We start from the raw sequence: 17,286 nt of genomic DNA, 5'->3' as shown, positions 1-17,286 counted from the left end.
CATGAATCACATCGCCACCCAGGAAGAAGAGCCACTGACCGCGCCGGCGGCCTGTCCCGTCCGCTCGCGCGCCCCGGTCGACGACGCCAGCGCGGAGCTGGCACGGCTGGCCGGCCACCTGCTTGGCCGCCCGGTGCCGGAGGGGGTGCTGGCCGACGAGCAGGCCCTGCTCGCGCTGGCGCCACCGGCCATGACGGCGGCTCAGCGCCGCGCCCTGGCGGACGTCGCCGCGCTGGCCCGCGCCCAGCAGGAAATGCGCCGCCGGCTGGCCCGCGCCGAGGGCTTCCTGAACGGCTTTGCCGAGCACTCGCCATCGCCGTTGTGGATCAAGGACCGTTCCGGCAGCTACGTGATGGGCAATGCCGCGTTGCACGGCTTCTTTGGCGTGCCCACCGTGGTAGGCAAGGACGACAGCCACTTCTGGCCGGAAGACGTGCGCCGCAGCCTGGAGGAGCAGGATCGCGCCGTGCTGGAAAACGGCGAAGTGATCAAGACGATGGAGACGTCCAACGACGGCAGCCGTCACTGGCTCGTGCACAAATTCCCCATCGACGTGGACGGCGAGCCCTTCCTGGGCGGCTCCGCCATCGACATGACGGAGGAAGTGGCCAAGGAACGGGCCCTGATCCGGCACGACAATTTCTATGTGCTGTTGTCGCGCCTGTCGGCCATCATCTCGCGCGCCCGCACGCTGGAGGCGCTGTGCCTGGACACCTGCCGCGAGGCGGCGCACCAGCCGGGACTGGAAATCGTCGACATCAGCCGGCGCGACAGCGCCACCGGCGGCCTGAAGTTGTTCACTTCGGCCGCGCGCGACGGCAGCGAACACGAATGGCGCGAAGCCGACAGTGGCACGCCGGACGGCCAGGCCGTGGCCGACTGGTTCCTGCCGGCGCTGGCCGGTGCCGCCGTCGAGACGGGCCGCCTGCAGTTCTCCAACGACGTCAACAGCGGCTGCGCGCGGCGCGACATCAAGGCGTGCATGGCCATCCCGCTGTTCGTCAACGGCAAATGCTGGGGCGTGATTTCCTTCTACTCGACCCGCGCCGAATTCTTCGACAGTTTTTACCGTGAACGCGCCGGCGAGCTGGGCACGGAGCTGAGCTTTGGCCTGGAGCGCCTGATCAATGCGCAAGAGCTGCACCGGCTGGCACGCACCAACGCGCTGTCCGGCCTGCCCAGCCGCCTGCATTTCGACGAGGAAGTGGCCGCGCTGGCGGCTGCCAACGCCAGCGGCACGGTACTGCTCATCAACATCAACCGTTTCGACGAGATCAGTTCGGCCTATGGCAACACGGCGGCGATCGGCCTGATGCGCCAGGTCGCGCAGCGCCTGCGTGGCGAGGTGGCCGAGCGGATGATCCTGTCGCACGTGGGCATCGGCCGCTTCGCCCTGTTCTACCCGATGGACGAGGCGCGCTCGCCGCGCGGCTACGCGCACGACGTCATCATCCCGCTGCTGGAAGGCTCGTACCAGGTAGACCAGCACAAGATCTGGTGTACCGTCAACGTCGGCGCCGCCATGCTGCCGGAGGACGGCACCACGGCGGACGAGCTGCTGGTCAAGGCCTGGGACGCGCTGGCGGGCGCGCGCCACATGGAAGAACACATCGGCTTCTACGACCGTGACGCCGACCACGCGCTGGCGCGCCAGATCAGCATGGAGGCGGAGCTGCGCGACGCGGTGGAACGGGGCGAGTTCGTCAATTACTACCAGCCGAAGGTGGACCTGAAGACGGGCAAGATCGCCGGCGCCGAGGCCTTGCTGCGCTGGCGCCACCCGAAGCGCGGCATCGTGCCGCCCGCCGAGTTCGTGCCGGTGCTGGAGCGCAGCGGCCTCGTCATCGAGGTGGGCCGGCTCGTCATGCAGAAGGCGATGGAGGACTGGCGCACCTGGTACGACGCCGGGCTGGCGCCGCCGCAGATCGCCGTCAACGTGGCGCCGGCGCAGTTCCGCTGCGACACGCTGTTCGAGGACATCGAAAAGGCCCTGAACACGGCCGAGGCGCACCGGCAGCCGCTGTCGATCGAGGTGACGGAAAGCAGCCTGGTGTCGGACCACCGCCGCGTGGTGGACATCCTGACGCGGGTGCGCAACCTGGACGTGCCGGTCGCAATCGACGATTTCGGCACCGGCTACTCGTCGCTGGCCTATCTCGTCACGCTGCCGGTGGACGTGCTGAAGATCGACCGCTCGTTCGTCATCAAGATGGCGCAGGACGCCGGCTACATGGGGCTGGTGCAGACGATCGTCTCGCTGGCGCACAACCTGGACTTGAAGGTGGTGGCCGAGGGGATCGAGAAGCAGGAGGAGGCCAAGCTTTTGAAGCTGCTGCGCTGCGAGTATGGGCAGGGCAATCTGTACGGCAAGCCGGTGCCGGCGGAGGAGTTCGCGGCGCTTTTGAAGGGTTGACCAGGCGTTCCAGACCGTCCTGTTCCTTTGCGCCGCCGAAGCCTCAGGCTTAGGGACTGTCCCCGCAGGGGACTGTCCCTGGTTTTTATCGCTGGCGCATGCGTACCGATCCCTCCAGGCTGCCGATTAAAACCGGGGACAGTCCCCGTTGGGGACAGTCCCCAAGCCTTGATGCATCAGTGCGTCGTCACAGGGCTACCCTGCCCAGCAATGGTGCCGCGCCACGCACCCGTCTCATGCCCGCGCGCCTCGATCATTTCCTTGAAGCGCTTTAGGTTCCCGCGCGCCTCGATGCGCACGGCGCCCAGCGCGTCGCCCACCGCCTCGACCGGTCCCTCCGGCGTGTACGTCATCTCCAGCGTGATGCGGGTCTGGTTGGCGCCCAGCGATTCGAACGTCACCACGCCGCTGTTGGGCGTGCCCGTGGTGCTGCGCCAGGCGATGCGCTTGTCCGGAATCTGCTTGACGATCTCGGCATCCCATTCGATCGGCTTGCCCATCACGTCCGCCTTCCAGTGCAGGCGCTTGTTGTCCAGCTGCTTGATTTCATGCACGCTGTCCATGAATTTCGGGAACTCCTCGAACTGCGTCCACTGGTCGTACGCCGTGCGCACCGGCACGTCGACGGTGATGGATTCCTTCACGGACGAGCTTTCGGCCTTGCCACCGTTCTTCTTCAATTGTTTCGCGAGCAGGGCGCCGCCGACAGCCAGCGCCGCCAGAGTCAAGAGTCGTTTCATCGAATCCTCCTCATACGGTTGCGGTTGGTCTTCCCCCGCCACGCAAGGCCGCGCAGCCAGGGCCAACACGCATCGTAAGCCGATCGCTGGGCGCTTGAAATAGGTCGAACCGCATTCGCCGTGTAGGCCGTTTCCGTCAAGCGGGCGCTTTACGTCCCGTCGCGATCTGGTCCAGGATGTGCTTCGGCACGGCCGCGTAGTGCTTGAACTCCATCGTGTAGGTGGCGCGGCCCTGCGTCAGCGAACGCAAGGTGGTCGAGTAGCCGAACATTTCGGCCAGCGGCACCAGCGCGCGGATCAGCTTGCCCCCGCCGCCCGGGATCTCGTCCATGCCCTGCACCATGCCGCGCCGCGTCGTCAGGTCGCCCATCACATTGCCCATGAACTCTTCCGGCGTTTCCACCTCGACGTCCATCATCGGTTCCAGCAGCTGCGGATCGGCCCGGCGCATGCCGTCCTTGAAGGCGATCGAGCCGGCCATGCGGAACGCGTTCTCATTCGAGTCGACGTCGTGGTAAGAGCCGAATGTCAAGGTGGCGCGCACGTCCACCACCGGGTAGCCCGCCAGCACGCCCATGCGCAGGGTTTCCTGGATGCCCTTGTCCACCGCCGGGATGTATTCGCGCGGCACCACGCCGCCCTTGATCGCATCGACGAATTCGTAGCCCTTGCCGTGCTCCAGCGGTTCGAGTTTCAGCACCACGTGGCCGTACTGGCCCTTACCGCCGGACTGCTTGATGAACTTGCCCTCGACGTCCGCCACGCTCTTCTGGATCGTCTCGCGGTAAGCCACCTGCGGCTTGCCGACCGACGCTTCGACGCCGAATTCGCGCTTCATCCGGTCCACCAGGATTTCCAGGTGCAGCTCGCCCATGCCGGACATGATGGTCTGGCCCGATTCCTCGTCGGTATGCACCCGGAACGACGGGTCTTCCTGCGCCAGCCGGTTCAGCGCGATGCCCATCTTTTCCTGGTCGGCCTTGGTTTTCGGCTCCACCGCCTGCGAGATCACCGGTTCCGGGAACACCATCTTTTCCAGCACGATCACGTGCTCGGGCGAGGACAAGGTGTCGCCCGTCGTCACGGCCTTCAGGCCGACGGCGGCGGCGATGTCGCCCGCATACACGTCCTTGATCTCCTTGCGTTCGTTGGCATGCATCTGCAGGATGCGCCCCAAACGCTCCTTCTGGCCCTTGGTCGGGTTGTAGACGCTGTCGCCGGAGTGCACCGAGCCGGAATACACGCGGAAGAACGCCAGCTGGCCGACGAACGGGTCGGTCATGATCTTGAAGGCGAGCGCCGCGAACGGGTCCTCGTCGGTCGGGTGCCGTTCGATTTCGCGGTCCTCTTCGTCGTGCCCGGCGATGGCGGGCACGTCCGCCGGCGACGGCAGGTACTCGATGACGGCATCGAGCATCGCCTGCACGCCCTTGTTCTTGAAGGCGCTGCCGGCCAGCATCGGCACGATCTCGCTGCGGATCGTGCGCTGGCGCAGCGCGGCCTTGATCTCGGCTTCCGTCAAGGTCTCGCCGTTCAGGTACTTTTCCGTCAGTTCCGGCGTCGCCTCGGCGGCCGCCTCCACCATGTACTCGTGCCATTTGCGCGCCAGCGGCAGCAGGTCGGCGGGAATGTCCTCGTAGGTGAAATGCAGGCCCTGGCTGGTATCGTCCCAGATGATGGCGCGCATCTTGACCAGGTCGATGACGCCCTGGTAGTGGTCCTCCGCCCCGACCGGAATCTGGATCGGCACCGCGTTGCCCTTCAGGCGGTCGCGGATCTGCTGTTGCACGCGGAAGAAGTCCGCTCCCACGCGGTCCATCTTGTTGACGAAGGCGATGCGCGGCACCTTGTACTTGTTGGCCTGGCGCCACACGGTTTCGGACTGCGGCTGCACGCCGCCGACGGCGTCGTACACCATCACGGCGCCGTCCAGCACCCGCATCGAGCGCTCCACCTCGATGGTGAAGTCGACGTGGCCCGGCGTGTCGATGATGTTGATGCGGTGCTCGGGGAAATTGCCGGCCATGCCGCGCCAGAACGCCGTGGTGGCGGCGGACGTGATGGTGATGCCGCGCTCCTGCTCCTGCTCCATCCAGTCCATCGTGGCGGCGCCGTTGTGCACTTCGCCGATCTTGTGGTTGACGCCCGTGTAGAACAGGATGCGCTCCGTCGTCGTGGTCTTGCCGGCATCGATGTGGGCGGAAATGCCGATATTGCGGTAACGCTCGATAGGGGTCTTGCGGCTCATGACGGTCTCCTTGGCTTGGACGACGGTGGCGCGATTCATTCTAGCAGCGACCGTGCGCAGGCGTGCGACCGGTAGTCGGCCGCGTCACCTATACTGATGGGTTGATGCTAAACGGACATTATTATGACAATCAAATCAACGACTTCTCCTCTCCTTTTTGCCATAGCCGCCCTCTCCCCCGCCTATGTGCTGGCCCAGGTCGCCAGCGACGCGCCGCAGTCCGTGACGGCGCCCGTCGAGCAAACCCTGGAACGCTGCGCCCTGCTGGGCGACCCCACCACCCGCCTGGCCTGCTATGACGCGCTGGCCAAGCGCGCCCCAGCCGCGGATGGCGTGGCGGTGGCATCGCCGGCGACGGCACGCAGCGGCGTGCTGGTGGACCCGGACGCCTCGCGCCAAGCCGCCGCCAAGGCGCCGGACGAAACGCCGGTTTCGCGCCTGGTACCGCTGTGGGAGCTGGACGCCGGCAGCAAGCGCGGCGTGTTCAATTTCCGCCCGCATCGCGACACCTATCTGCTGCTGGCCAACTACAGCAACAGCATCAACGACGGCCCGTTCGAGGAATACACGCCGGCCGGCATCAAGTCCAAGCACGTCGAACTGATGTACCAGCTGAGCTTCAAGATGAAGGCACTGGAGACGATCGCCGGCTCGCCCGTCGACCTGTGGTTCGGCTACACCCAGCAGAGCTTCTGGCAGGCCTACAACCGCAGCGCGTCCAGCCCGTTCCGCGAGACCAACTACCAGCCGGAGGTGATGGCGGTGGCGCCGATCGGCAAGCGCATCGGCGGCTTCGATTTCCGCTATGCCAGCCTGGGCCTGGTACACCAGTCGAACGGCCAGACCGCGAAGCTGTCGCGCAGCTGGAACCGTTTATATGGGGAGGTGGGCGGTGAATACGGCAAGCTGGCCGTAACGGCGCGCATCTGGAAGCGCCTGGACAACGACCGCTCGGACAACGACAACATCGACATCGCCGATTTCATGGGCCATGGCGACGTGCGCGTGTCCTACCGCGACAACGGCACCGAATACTCGCTGCTGGCGCGGCGCAACTTCCACACCAAGCACGGCGCCGTGCAGCTGGGCTGGGCGGCGCCGATCCGGTCCAACCTGAAAGGCTACCTGCAGTTCTTCTCGGGGTATGGCCAGAGCCTGATCGACTACAACTATGCCCAGATGTCGCTGGGCGCGGGGGTGCTGGTCGATTTCTGACGCCGCCTAGCGGCGCGCGCCGCCCAGCACGCGCGCCGGCAGCAGCACGATGGCGCGCAGGGTCTCGAAGATGGCGTCGACGCCGATGCCGATCAGGCGGAAAGGCAGGGTCAGCAGCCAGAACACGGGGTACAGCAGCAGTGCCAGCAGGGCCAGCGGCCAGCACAGCAACAGCAAGACCAACCACAGCATGAAACTGAACATCGCATCCTCCGCCAGCATTCAATCGATGCCGCTACTGTAGCGCGCCGCGGGCGCCGCGGGCGAAGGATGCGACCGGCCGCTGAAAACGCGGCACGAACTGCACTGGGGCGGGATCAGGCGAAGGCCGGGATCGCCTCGACGGTCGCCACTTCCTCCGCTTCGAACACCACGGCAGCCTGCAGCGATGCCTCCAGCGACGGGATCGAGCCGCCGGCGCGGTAGGCGAAGCTGACCTGCAGCACGTCGCCGGCGCGCACTTGCACGGGCTGCGCCAGCGGCAAGGTCATGTAGTGGTTCAGCCAGTCGATCGTGGTGGCTCGTTCCTGCACCACGGCCAGGATGTTCTTGGTCACGAAGCGCATGGCGTTGACGGTGCCGGCGCGCTCGACCACGAACTTGCCCTGCCAGGCGTACGACAGCGCGTTCGGCTGGGTGAAGTCGACCACGGCGTAGATGGCCGGCTGCGCCAGTTCCACCGTGTTGTTGTGCACCACGCCGGTTTCCTGGAACTGGACGATCGGCGCATAGAAGCCTTCGAAATCGTATTCCTGCTGCAGCGGCTGCGCGGCCATCAGTACCGCTTCCGGGATGAACACGGGCAGCGGGCCGCCGAACTTCTGCGCATAGCGGCGCTTGAACGACTCGATCACCTCGACCTGCTTCTCGCGCAGCATGGCCACGTGGATCATCTCGCAGATGACCACGTCGACCGGTTCCGGCGGCAGGTACTCGAACGCGTCGGCGTGGATCACCTCGACCTTCTCGCCGTTCGGATTGATCGCCAGGAATTTCTGCGCCTGCTGCACCATGTCCGGATTGAACTCGACGCAGTAGACCTTGTCGGCCTTGGCCGCCGCGAACCACGACAATACGCCGGTGCCGCCGCCCAGTTCCAGCACCTTCATGCCCGGCTTGACGACGTAGTCGATGGCCGACTTGAAGCTGTGCATGCGGTTGTTGTCCATCAGCATATTGTGATGGTAGTGCACCGGGATGAACTGGCCCAGGTAGCAGCTTTCGATTTCGCGTTCGTTCAACATGATGATCCTTTTGATATTTGCCTCAGGCAATGAAGCCATTATCAGGATCAACAGGGCGGCGCGATCGGCCGAGCTTGGCGGAGAAAAGGCTTCAATTCTCCCGTTTGCCCCGGCCGACGGCGGGATTCAGCGCTTGGCCTTGACGGCCAGGTGCTTGCGGATCGTCTCGGCGATCCAGGGCTTGTCGGCCTTTTCCGCCATCTCGGCGGCCGTCAGCTTGAAGCCGGCGTCGCGCAGCGTGGCGTCGGCGCCCTCCTCCAGCAGCACCTTGACGGCTTCTTCCTGGCCTTCGCGCGCGGCCAGCATCAGCGGCGTCATCTTGGTCGGGGATTCCGCGTCGATATAGGCGTGCTGCTCCAGCAGGTAGCGCAGGATGTCGATGGCGCCGGCCGCCGCCGCGTAATGCAGCGCCGTGAAGCCGGGCCGGTTGACCTGGGCGCCCTTGGCGATCAGCTTTTCCACGGCCGGCTTGTTGTTCTTGAAGGCGGCCATCATCAGCGCCGTGTTGCCGTTGCTGGCCTGGGCATCGGGCTGCAGTTTCGGCTGCGCCAGCAGCAGGTCGAACACGTTCATCGCGTCGTTGCGCAGTGCCACGATCAGGGCCGTCTCGCCCCGCTCCGGCTCGCGCACATTGGGGTCGAGCCCGCGCGCCAGCAGCGGCTTGATGCGGGCCGCGTCGTTCAGCTGGGCGGCGCGGAAGAACGTGACTTTGTCATTGTCGCCCTGGCTGGCCGCCACAGCGTGCGGGGCGGCGCCGACGGCGGCCAGCGCCATCGCGACGGTGGCGAGGATACGGCGGCGCACCAGGCGCAGGCGGATGCGGATGCCCATCAGGCGCGCCCCGCCGTGCTGAACAGGTCGAAGAAGTTGGCCGTGGTGCGCTCGGCCACTTCCGCGACGGTGACGCCCTTCAGCTGGGCGATGAACTCGGCCACGTGGGCGACGTAGCCCGGCTCGTTCATCTTGCCCCGGTACGGCACCGGCGCCAGGTATGGCGAATCGGTCTCGATCAGCATGCGCTCCAGCGGCACCGCCTGGGCCACGGCCTGCAGCTCCTTGGCGCTCTTGAACGTGACGATGCCGGAAAAGGAGATGTAGAAGCCCAGCGCCATCGACGCCTGCGCCACCTCCAGCGACTCGGTAAAGCAGTGCATGACGCCGGCCACGCCGCCATCGGCCGTGCCGGCACCCTCTTCCTGCATGATGCGGATGGTGTCGGCGCTGGCGGCACGGGTGTGGATGATCAGGGGTTTGCGTGTGGCGCGCGAGGCGCGGATGTGGGTGCGGAAGCGCTCGCGCTGCCATTCCAGGTCGCCCGTCAGGCGGTAGTAATCCAGACCGGTCTCGCCGATGGCGACGATCTTCGGATGGTCGGCCAGTGCGACCAGCTGCTCGACGGTGGGTTCGGGGGTGTCCTCGTAGTCGGGGTGGACGCCGACGGAGGCGAAGATATTCGGATACTCCTCGGCCAGCGCCAGCACGCGCGGGAAATCCGGCAGGTCGACCGACACGCACAGGGCGTGGGTGACCTGGTTCTGCGCCATTTTCGCGCGCAGTTCCGGCATGCGAGCGGCCAGCTCGGGGAAGTCGATGTGGCAGTGTGAATCGATGAACATGGGGCTATTGTAGCTTAGCCAAGACAACACCGCCGCGTCCGGGGTTGGGGTCTGTCCCCGCAGGGGACTGACCCCGGTTTTTTTCAGGGACTCCAATGCAGCAGGCACCAAGCTGCAACGTAGCGCTGGCGCTGCCGATTAAAACCAGGGTCAGTCCCCGATGGGGACAGACCCTAACCCTGAGGCACCAACGTCATGCCACCCGCTTGCCCAGGATGATCAGGTCGCGCTCGACCCCATCCAGGTTCGCCACCCGCGGGAAATTGGCCCACTGTTCGAAGCCGAACCGCCGGAACAGCGCCAGGCTGGGCGCGTTGTGGCCGAAGATGAAGCCCAGCACCGTGTGCACGGCGATTTTCGGCGCATGCGCGATCGCTTCCGTCAGCGCATAGCGCCCGATGCCCTTGCCGCGCCAGTTTTCCGCAATATAGATCGACACCTCGGCCGTGCCGGAATACGCCGGGCGGCCATAGAAATTCGAATACGAGATCCAGCCGAGGATTTCCGGGTGCGCCGACGTGTCGTCGGCCCGCTCGATCACCCACAGCGGCCGGCGCTCCGGCTGGTGCTCGTGGAACCAGTTCAGGCGCGACTCGACCGAGACAGGCTCGGTGTCGGCCGTGACTTCGCGCGAGGCGATGGTGCTGTTGTAGATGGCGACGATGGTGGGCAGGTCGCCCAGGGTGGCGATGCGGTGGCGAAAAGACATGCGTGCGAAGTCAAAGAGTATGGGTGGCGCGCGTGGAACGCAGGGCCGCGCCGAGGATTTCCTCGATGCGGGCACGGGTGCGCTGGCCCGTCTCGTCGTCCGGGAAATGGACACCGATGCCCTGCGCCTTGTTGTTGTGGGCGCCGGCCGGCGTGATCCACACGACCTTGCCGGCGATCGGATACTTGGTGGCGTCGTCCATCAAGGTCAATATCAGGTAGATCTCGTCGCCCACCTTGTAGGCCTTCTGGGTCGGCACGAAGATGCCGCCGTTCTTCAGGAACGGCATGTAGGCCGCGTACAGGGCCGCCTTTTCCCGGATCGCCAGCGACAGCACCGTCGGCCGCGGCGCGCCGCCCGGCTGGGTGTTCGGATTGAGCAGCGGATTCGGATCGGGCGGGCCAGCGCTCATGGGCATCCTTTCATGCACAGCAGGCAGTATAGTCCAGCAGCATATCCTCGATGAACAGCTTGGGCGAGAGCGGATGGTCCGACGTGGCGCGCCGCTCGGCCGTGCCCTTGATCGCCGCCAGCAAGCGGCTGACGTGAACCTTCTCGGCCAGTGCCTTCAGCTCGCGGGCATAACGGGGATAATACCGGATGTTGCCCGTCAGCTTGCAGGAAAACAGGTCGTACAGCCAGCGCTGCTGCCATGCCACCAGGGAGGTCAGGGGCACTTTCTGCAGCTTGTCCGCCGTGCGCAACGCGCCCTCGACAGCCGGATGGGCCAGGTATTGCAGCAAGGTGTCGATCTCCTCGCGGTTGCCGGCCTCCGATTGCGCCAGCGCGGCCAGCGGCGCGCCGCCCTGCTCGCGCAGCCAGCTGTCGGCGTCCGCCACGCCCTGCGCCTGCAGCCATGCCAGCGCTTCCGCATGCGCCGGCAACGGCAGCGCGAACTTGCGGCAGCGCGACAGGATCGTCGGCAGCAGCCGGTCCAGGCTGTTCGACGCCAGCAGGAACACGGTGCCCGGCGGCGGCTCTTCCAGGGTCTTCAGCAAGGCGTTCGAGGCCGGCATGTTCAGTGCCTCGGCCGGGTACAGCACGACCACGCGCAGGCCCTGGCGGTGCGTCGAGATGTTCATAAAATCGGCCAGCGCGCGCACCTGTTCGATCTTGATCTCTTTCGACGGCGTCTTGGTCTTGCTCTTCTTGTCCTCGCCCTCTTCCGCCTCGCCCGGCTCGTCCTCGAACGCTTCCGGACGGATGCGGCGGTAGTCCGGGTGGCTCTGCTGGACGAACCAGCCGCACGACGCGCAGGCGCCGCAGGCGTGGCCGTCGGCACGCACGTTCTCGCACAGCAGGGCCTGGGCAAAGTGCTCGATGAAGTCGGCCTTGCCGATGCCGGCCGCGCCGTGGAACAGGATCGCGTGCGGCAGGCGCTGGCGCAAGAGCTGCAACTGGCCCCACGCGCCCTCTTGCCATGGATAGACGCCCGTCTGCATCGCCGTACCCTCGCTCATCGCAAGGCGCCGATGATCTCGGCCAGCTGCAGGCGGATCGCCTCGATCGTCTGCGTCGAGTCGATCACGCGGAACCGTTCGGGGTACTGGGCCGCGCGGCGCAGGTACTCGTTGCGGGCGGCCAGGAAGAAGTCGGCCTTTTCCTGCTCGAACTTGTCCAGTTCGCGCGTCGCGTCCAGGCGGGCGCGCGCGACTTCCAGCGGCACGTCGAACAGGATGGTCAGGTCGGGCCACAGCTCGGGGTGGACCCAGTTGGCCAGCGTTTCGATCTTGATCAGGTCCAGGCCGCGCCCGCCGCCCTGGTAGGCGAAGCTGGCGTCGGTAAACCGGTCCGAGATGACCCAGGCGCCGCGCGCCAGTGCCGGCTCGATCACCTGGGCGATGTGCTCGCGCCGGCTGGCGAACACCAGCAGCGCTTCGGTTTCCAGGTGCATCGGCTCGTGCAGCACCAGTTCGCGCAGCTTTTCGCCCAGCGGCGTGCCGCCCGGCTCGCGCGAGCTGACCAGCTCGATGCCGCGCGCGGCCACCAGGTCGGCGCAGTAGCGGATGTGGGTGGACTTGCCGGCGCCGTCGATGCCTTCGAAGGTGATGAATTTGCCTCGTGGCACTGTCATTGCTGCTGCCTCTGATATTGGTTGACGGCCTTGTTGTGGTCGGTGAGATTATCCGAGAAGTGGCTGGTGCCGTTGCCGCGCGCGACGAAATACAGTGCGTTCGAGCGCGCCGGCGCCAGCGCGGCGGCCAGCGACTGCTGGCCCGGCAGCGCGATCGGCGTGGGGGGCAGGCCCGTCCGCATATACGTATTGTACGGGGTGTCCGTTTCCAGGTCCTTCTTGCGGATATTGCCGTCGAATTTCTCGCCGATGCCGTAGATGACCGTGGGGTCGGTCTGCAGCATCATGCCCAGCTTCAGGCGGTTCACGAACACGGCCGCGATCATCGCCCGTTCGGCCTTCTGGCCCGTTTCCTTCTCGACGATGGAAGCCATGGTCAGGGCCTGGTACGGCGTGCTGTACGGCAGGTCGGGCGCGCGCTTGTACCAGGCGGCCGTCAGGTGCTGCATCATGGCGCTGTGCGCCTGCTTGTAGATCTGCAGTTCCGACGAGCCCTTGGCGAACAGATAGGTGTCGGGGAAGAACAGCCCTTCCGGATGCGGGTACTGGGCATCGAGCTTCTTCATCAGGTCCGCGTCGGACAGGCCGACCGTGTCATGCTTCAGGCCCCGGTGCGCGGCGATGGCCTGGCGCATCTGGCGGAACGTCCAGCCTTCGATGATGGTCAGGGACTCCTGCGCGTACTCGCCGCGCACCAGCTGGTCGATCAGGCGCAGCGGCGTGGTGCCTGGTTTCAGCTCGTAGGAGCCGGCCTTCAGGCGCGCGCTCTTGCCGGTGGCGCGCGCCAGCACGTTGAACAGCAGCGGCTGCATCGGCACGCCGGCGCCGGCGATCTGCTGGCCGGCGGCATGGGCGCCGCTGCCCTTGCTGATCGTGAAGGGAATCGCGTCGCCTTCGACGGTGATCGGCGCCTGGGCCCACCAGGCGAAACCGGCGCCGGCGGCGCATGCGGCCAGCACGCCTAGCGCGATCGTTCTTGTTATCAATGCCATCTGTGTTGCGACTCCTGGATTTGGGCCTGCCCGGCGCGTTTTGCCGGGGATCTTTATAATGAGCCCGTAATGATAATGCTTTCATGGCCAAAGTATCCAAATTTATGAACACCTGGAATCAAGTCCTCGCAGCACCAGCCGCCGCCGTCACCCCGGCCGTGCTGGCCACCGGCTTCGTCGCCCACCTGGCCGACACGGGCATCATCGCCTTCGCGGGCGAAGAATCGCGTTCCTTCCTGCACTCGCAGCTGACCAACGACGTGGAACACCTGGGCGAGCGCGACGTGCGCCTGGCCGGCTATTGCACGCCGAAGGGCCGCCTGCTGGCCAGCTTCCTGATGTGGCGCGACGGCGATGCCGTGCTGCTGCAACTGGCGCGCGAATTGCAGCCCGCCATCCAGAAGCGCCTGCAGATGTTCGTGCTGCGGGCGAAGACCAAGGCGTCGGACGCGCTGGAAGGCCGCGTACTGCTGGGCATCGGCGGCGCCGACGGCGAAGCCGTGCTGCGCACCTGGTTCGACGCCCTGCCCGAGGCGCCGTACACCAAGCTGGACCACCCGCTGGGCACCCTGCTGCGCGTGGCCGACGCGTTTGGCGCGCCGCGCTACCAATGGCTGGCGACCAGCCAAGCGGCGGACACGGTGGCGGCCGAACTGGCCGGGCGCCTGAACGTGGCCGGTACCGAGGCCTGGCGCCTGGCCGACATCCATGCCGGCGTCCCGCTCGTCACCGCCGCCACGCAGGAGCAGTTCGTGCCGCAGATGGTCAACCTGGAACTGCTGGGCGGTGTCAATTTCAAGAAGGGCTGCTATCCGGGCCAGGAAATCGTCGCGCGCAGCCAGTACCTGGGCAAGCTGAAACGCCGCACGGCGCTGGCGACCATCGACGACGCCGCGATCGCGGCCGGCACCGAGGTGTTCACGCCGGCCGACCCGGCACAGCCGTGCGGCATGGTCGTCAACGCGGCGCCGAACGGTGCCGGCGGCGTCGATGCGCTGGTCGAGATGAAGCTGGAGGCGCTGGAGGCCGGCGCCGTGCATGCCGGCTCGGCGCAAGGCCCGGCGCTGCGCTTCCAGCCGATGCCGTACGTGCTGGACAAGCTCGACGTCTGATGGCCGACCTGTACGTCTATTACAAGGTACGCGACGCCGACACGGCGCCGCTGCGCGAGCGCGTCCATGCGCTGCAGCGCGAGCTGGCGGCCACGCACGGCGTGGCGCCGCAACTGAAACGCCGGCCCGCCGCGCAGGACGGGCTGCAGACATGGATGGAAGTCTATCCGAACGTCGGCGCCGGCTTTGCCGACGCGCTGGAACAAGCCTGCGCCCGGGCGCACATCGCGCCACTCCTGGCCGGTCCCCGCCACAACGAAGTCTTCACGGATCTCCCCTGATGTGCCTGATCGTCTTTGCCTGGCAGGTGGTGCCGGGCGTGCCCCTCATTGCCGCCGCCAACCGCGACGAGTATTTTGCCCGCGCCAGCGCGCCGGCCGCGCCGTGGGAGGAAAACCCGCAGATCGTGGCGGGCCGTGACCTGAAGGCTGGCGGCAGCTGGATGGGCATCACGCGGCCGGAGTCGCCCGGCGACCCCTATCCGCCCAATATCACGCCGCTCAGGGCGCGCTGCACGGGCGGCGCCCTGGCCGCCGAGCCGCAGCAGGGCAAGGCGCCGTCGCGCTTTGCCGCCCTGACCAATATCCGCGCCCCGCACGACTTCGATCCGCAGGCGCCGTCGCGCGGCATGCTGGTGTCGAACTTCCTGGCCGGATCGATGAGCGCGCGCGACTACGTCGAGCAGATCCGGCCCGGCGCGCACGCCTACAACGGCTTCAACCTGGTGCTGTGCGACGGCCTGGAACTGGTGTGGTTCTCCAACCGGGGCGAGGCCGACCCGCGCAACGGCCAGCCGCTGCCGCCCGGGATCTACGGCCTGTCGAACGCGCTGCTCGATTCGCCCTGGCCCAAGGTGGTGCGCACCAAGGCGCAATTCGCCAGCCTGCTGTGCCTGGGCGCCCCGGAAGAGGCGTATTTCGAGATGTTGGCCGACACCACGCGCGCACCGGACCAGCGCCTGCCCGAGACGGGCGTGCCGATCGAGCGCGAGCGCATGCTGTCGGCCGTGAAGATCGAGTCGGCCGACTACGGCACGCGCACCTCCACCGTCGTCAAGCTGTATGCGGCGGCACCGGCGCAATTGCACGAGGTGGAGGTGGCGTAAGGCGCGCCGGCTCAGATGTCGGTAAACACCTGCTCCACCGGCAGCCGCGACTTCGGCAGCTTGGCATTGAAGTCCTCGGCGCCGCTGTAGCCCAGCGAGACGATGACGGAAGCGGTGTAGCCTTTTTCGCGCAGGCCCAGTTCCTTGTCGAGGATCTCGGCGTCGAAACCCTCCATCGGCGTGGCGCCCACGTCCAGCGCGGCCGCGCCCAGCAGCAAGCTGCCCAGGGCCAGGTAGGTCTGCTTCTCGTACCACTGCGCCACGTCCTTGAGCTTGTAGCGGTGGATGTCCGTGAACAGCTTGCGGGCGCCCGCGCCGGCCGTCTTGGCCGCCTCGTTGACGAAGCGACCGTCGCGTTCCTCCTGCGCCAGCACGGCTTCCAGGTACGCTTCGTCGGCATGGGCGCGCGTGGCCAGCACCACCACGTGCGAGGCGTCGCGGATCTTGCTGACGTTGTACTGGTAACCGCCTTCGGCCGACTTGGCGATCCTGGCCTTGCCTTCGTCCGTGCTGGCGATGACGAAGTGCCAGGGCTGCGAGTTGACCGACGACGGCGCCAGGCGCAGCAGCATGCGCAGCTGGGCGATGATCTCGTCCGGCACCTTGCGGCTGGCGTCGAACGCCTTCACGGTGTGGCGCTGGGCCGCTTTTTCCACGATATTCATTGTGTGACTCTCCTTGTTCGGTTGCGGTGACTCGAGTGTAGCGGGCGGCTCAAAAGCCTGCCAGCACGATCTTGCCCTTGGCCTTGTTGCTCTCGATGAGGGCATGGGCGCGGCGCAGGTTGGCGGCCGTGATGGCGCCGAAATGCTCGCCCACCGTCGTGCGCAGCGTGCCGGCATCGACCAGCGCGGCAACGCGGTCGAGGATCTCGCGCTGGCGTGCCATGTCCGCCGTCTCGTACATCGAGCGGGTGAACATCAGCTCCCAGTGCAGCGAAATGCTCTTGCGCTTGAGCGGCATCGCGTCCAGGCTGGCCGGGTCGTCGATCAGCGCGAACTGGCCCTGCGGCGCCAGCATCTCGACGATGTCGGCATAGTGCTGCTCGCTATGGGTCAGGCTGACGACGATGTCGGCGTGGGCGATGCCCAGCGCGGCCAGCTGCGGCGCCATCGGCTGGCCATGGTCGATCACGTGGTGCGCGCCCAGTTCGCGCACCCACGCGCGCGTTTCGGCGCGGGAGGCGGTGCCGATCACGGTCAGGTCGGTCAGCTTCGACGCCAGCTGCGTCAGGATCGATCCCACGCCGCCGGCAGCGCCGACGATGACGAGCGACTTGCCTGCACCGCCCTGCTCCGGCACCCGCAGCCGGTCGAACAGCAGCTCCCAGGCCGTCAGCGACGTCAGCGGCAGTGCGGCGGCAGCGGCGAAGTCCAGCGACGCGGGTTTGTGGCCGGCGATGCGCTCGTCCACCAGGTGCAGTTCGCTGTACGAACCGGGCCGGGTCAGCGAGCCGGCGTAATAGACGGTGTCGCCCGGCTTGAACGCGCTGACGTCGGCGCCGGTCGCGACGACCACGCCGGCGGCGTCCCAGCCCAGCACGCGCGGCGCGCTCACGGCGGCGCCGCGGCGCACCTTGGTGTCGACCGGATTGACGGAGATCGCCCGCACCTCGACCAGCAGGTCGCGCGGACCGGGCACCGGCGCCGGCAGCTCCATGTCGTGCAGGGCTTCGGGATGGTCGATCGGCAAACCGTGTTGCGTGTAAACTACTGCTTTCATCGTGAGTCCCTCGGGGAGTAAGTGGAGATGCAGCAATGATATGGCTGGGCTGGCACCGGAAAAAGACCGGTAATCGGTTATCACTTTCACTCGGCG

18 protein-coding genes are annotated in these 17,286 nt (G+C 66.7%); 5 read left to right on the top strand and 13 right to left on the bottom strand.

The features are described from left to right. Position 1: 1 nt before the first annotated feature. The gene (locus E7V67_013005; GenBank protein WUR15979.1) at positions 2–2,413 is read left to right on the top strand and encodes an EAL domain-containing protein; all 2,412 of its coding nucleotides are present in this window, start codon (positions 2–4) and stop codon (positions 2,411–2,413) included. Between the two features lie 176 nt (positions 2,414–2,589). Here E7V67_013005 and E7V67_013000 read toward each other — a convergent pair whose 3' ends face one another. Next, on the bottom strand, positions 2,590–3,153 hold the full coding sequence (locus tag E7V67_013000; protein WUR15978.1) for an SRPBCC family protein: 564 nt from the start codon (positions 3,151–3,153) through the stop codon (positions 2,590–2,592). A 136-nt stretch (positions 3,154–3,289) separates the two neighbouring features. Beyond that, the gene (fusA, locus tag E7V67_012995; GenBank protein ID WUR15977.1) at positions 3,290–5,401 is read right to left on the bottom strand and encodes an elongation factor G; all 2,112 of its coding nucleotides are present in this window, start codon (positions 5,399–5,401) and stop codon (positions 3,290–3,292) included. A gap of 123 nt (positions 5,402–5,524) precedes the next feature. Between fusA and E7V67_012990 the strand changes: the two genes are divergently transcribed. Beyond that, a complete protein-coding gene (locus E7V67_012990) occupies positions 5,525–6,616 on the top strand; it encodes a phospholipase A (GenBank protein WUR15976.1) in 1,092 nt (363 codons plus the stop codon). A 6-nt stretch (positions 6,617–6,622) separates the two neighbouring features. Here the strand turns inward: E7V67_012990 and E7V67_012985 are convergent, their stop codons facing one another. The 9 genes from E7V67_012985 to mltG form a co-directional block, all read right to left on the bottom strand. Beyond that, entirely contained in the window at positions 6,623–6,820 is a 198-nt protein-coding gene (locus E7V67_012985; GenBank protein WUR15975.1) for a hypothetical protein, read from the bottom strand. A gap of 113 nt (positions 6,821–6,933) precedes the next feature. Next, complete coding sequence (locus tag E7V67_012980; protein WUR15974.1) at positions 6,934–7,860, bottom strand: methyltransferase domain-containing protein; 927 nt, start codon at positions 7,858–7,860, stop codon at positions 6,934–6,936. 126 nt (positions 7,861–7,986) lie between these two features. Next, positions 7,987–8,691, bottom strand: coding sequence for an ankyrin repeat domain-containing protein (locus E7V67_012975; GenBank protein ID WUR15973.1), 705 nt, complete (start codon positions 8,689–8,691; stop codon positions 7,987–7,989). Further along, positions 8,691–9,476, bottom strand: coding sequence for a TatD family hydrolase (locus E7V67_012970; protein ID WUR15972.1), 786 nt, complete (start codon positions 9,474–9,476; stop codon positions 8,691–8,693). The genes E7V67_012975 and E7V67_012970 overlap by 1 nt, the downstream gene beginning before the upstream one ends. 193 nt (positions 9,477–9,669) lie before the next feature. Further along, positions 9,670–10,185 (bottom strand): N-acetyltransferase family protein, encoded by a 516-nt coding sequence (locus E7V67_012965; protein ID WUR15971.1) that lies wholly within the window; start codon positions 10,183–10,185, stop codon positions 9,670–9,672. Between the two features lie 10 nt (positions 10,186–10,195). Next, complete coding sequence (locus tag E7V67_012960; GenBank protein WUR15970.1) at positions 10,196–10,597, bottom strand: PilZ domain-containing protein; 402 nt, start codon at positions 10,595–10,597, stop codon at positions 10,196–10,198. Positions 10,598–10,607: 10 nt separating this feature from the next. Beyond that, entirely contained in the window at positions 10,608–11,627 is a 1,020-nt protein-coding gene (locus E7V67_012955; protein WUR16274.1) for a DNA polymerase III subunit delta', read from the bottom strand. Between the two features lie 14 nt (positions 11,628–11,641). Beyond that, positions 11,642–12,259 carry a dTMP kinase gene (gene tmk, locus E7V67_012950; GenBank protein ID WUR15969.1) on the bottom strand — a complete coding sequence of 206 codons (618 nt, stop codon included), beginning with the start codon at positions 12,257–12,259 and terminating at the stop codon, positions 11,642–11,644. Further along, the gene (gene mltG, locus E7V67_012945; protein WUR15968.1) at positions 12,256–13,251 is read right to left on the bottom strand and encodes an endolytic transglycosylase MltG; all 996 of its coding nucleotides are present in this window, start codon (positions 13,249–13,251) and stop codon (positions 12,256–12,258) included. The genes tmk and mltG overlap by 4 nt, the downstream gene beginning before the upstream one ends. Positions 13,252–13,355: 104 nt before the next feature. On the opposite strand from mltG, the gene E7V67_012940 reads away from it, so the two are divergent. Genes E7V67_012940 through E7V67_012930 form a run of 3 tightly spaced genes read left to right on the top strand, consistent with a single transcriptional unit; the run spans position 13,356 to position 15,468 of the window. Further along, positions 13,356–14,363 (top strand): folate-binding protein YgfZ, encoded by a 1,008-nt coding sequence (locus E7V67_012940; protein WUR15967.1) that lies wholly within the window; start codon positions 13,356–13,358, stop codon positions 14,361–14,363. Further along, on the top strand, positions 14,363–14,644 hold the full coding sequence (locus E7V67_012935) for a DUF4936 family protein (protein ID WUR15966.1): 282 nt from the start codon (positions 14,363–14,365) through the stop codon (positions 14,642–14,644). Before E7V67_012940 ends, E7V67_012935 begins: the two co-directional genes overlap by 1 nt. Further along, a complete protein-coding gene (locus E7V67_012930) occupies positions 14,644–15,468 on the top strand; it encodes an NRDE family protein (GenBank protein ID WUR15965.1) in 825 nt (274 codons plus the stop codon). Before E7V67_012935 ends, E7V67_012930 begins: the two co-directional genes overlap by 1 nt. A gap of 11 nt (positions 15,469–15,479) precedes the next feature. On the opposite strand, the gene nfsB is transcribed toward E7V67_012930, so the two are convergent. Together nfsB and E7V67_012920 are read right to left on the bottom strand one after the other, a co-directional pair. Then, on the bottom strand, positions 15,480–16,133 hold the full coding sequence (nfsB, locus tag E7V67_012925; protein WUR15964.1) for an oxygen-insensitive NAD(P)H nitroreductase: 654 nt from the start codon (positions 16,131–16,133) through the stop codon (positions 15,480–15,482). Positions 16,134–16,182: 49 nt separating this feature from the next. After that, complete coding sequence (locus E7V67_012920) at positions 16,183–17,190, bottom strand: zinc-binding alcohol dehydrogenase family protein (GenBank protein WUR15963.1); 1,008 nt, start codon at positions 17,188–17,190, stop codon at positions 16,183–16,185. Positions 17,191–17,286: the final 96 nt, after the last annotated feature.

The organism is [Empedobacter] haloabium, from assembly GCA_008011715.2.
Classification (GTDB): domain Bacteria; phylum Pseudomonadota; class Gammaproteobacteria; order Burkholderiales; family Burkholderiaceae_D; genus Rugamonas; species Rugamonas haloabia.
The sequence above is the reverse complement of the archived record's forward strand: the minus strand, read 5'-3'. Positions and strand labels throughout refer to the sequence as shown.

Coding starts and splice junctions, on each gene's coding strand:
- nfsB (WUR15964.1), bottom strand. CDS start 16,133: ATGAATATCGTGGAAAAAGCGGCCCAGCGCCACACCGTGAAGGCGTTC.
- tmk (WUR15969.1), bottom strand. CDS start 12,259: ATGACAGTGCCACGAGGCAAATTCATCACCTTCGAAGGCATCGACGGC.
- E7V67_013000 (WUR15978.1), bottom strand. CDS start 3,153: ATGAAACGACTCTTGACTCTGGCGGCGCTGGCTGTCGGCGGCGCCCTG.
- E7V67_012975 (WUR15973.1), bottom strand. CDS start 8,691: ATGGGCATCCGCATCCGCCTGCGCCTGGTGCGCCGCCGTATCCTCGCC.
- E7V67_012940 (WUR15967.1), top strand. CDS start 13,356: ATGAACACCTGGAATCAAGTCCTCGCAGCACCAGCCGCCGCCGTCACC.
- E7V67_012990 (WUR15976.1), top strand. CDS start 5,525: ATGACAATCAAATCAACGACTTCTCCTCTCCTTTTTGCCATAGCCGCC.
- E7V67_012920 (WUR15963.1), bottom strand. CDS start 17,190: ATGAAAGCAGTAGTTTACACGCAACACGGTTTGCCGATCGACCATCCC.
- E7V67_012930 (WUR15965.1), top strand. CDS start 14,644: ATGTGCCTGATCGTCTTTGCCTGGCAGGTGGTGCCGGGCGTGCCCCTC.
- E7V67_013005 (WUR15979.1), top strand. CDS start 2: ATGAATCACATCGCCACCCAGGAAGAAGAGCCACTGACCGCGCCGGCG.
- E7V67_012955 (WUR16274.1), bottom strand. CDS start 11,627: ATGCAGACGGGCGTCTATCCATGGCAAGAGGGCGCGTGGGGCCAGTTG.
- E7V67_012960 (WUR15970.1), bottom strand. CDS start 10,597: ATGAGCGCTGGCCCGCCCGATCCGAATCCGCTGCTCAATCCGAACACC.
- E7V67_012980 (WUR15974.1), bottom strand. CDS start 7,860: ATGTTGAACGAACGCGAAATCGAAAGCTGCTACCTGGGCCAGTTCATC.
- fusA (WUR15977.1), bottom strand. CDS start 5,401: ATGAGCCGCAAGACCCCTATCGAGCGTTACCGCAATATCGGCATTTCC.
- E7V67_012970 (WUR15972.1), bottom strand. CDS start 9,476: ATGTTCATCGATTCACACTGCCACATCGACTTCCCCGAGCTGGCCGCT.
- mltG (WUR15968.1), bottom strand. CDS start 13,251: ATGGCATTGATAACAAGAACGATCGCGCTAGGCGTGCTGGCCGCATGC.
- E7V67_012985 (WUR15975.1), bottom strand. CDS start 6,820: ATGTTCAGTTTCATGCTGTGGTTGGTCTTGCTGTTGCTGTGCTGGCCG.
- E7V67_012965 (WUR15971.1), bottom strand. CDS start 10,185: ATGTCTTTTCGCCACCGCATCGCCACCCTGGGCGACCTGCCCACCATC.
- E7V67_012935 (WUR15966.1), top strand. CDS start 14,363: ATGGCCGACCTGTACGTCTATTACAAGGTACGCGACGCCGACACGGCG.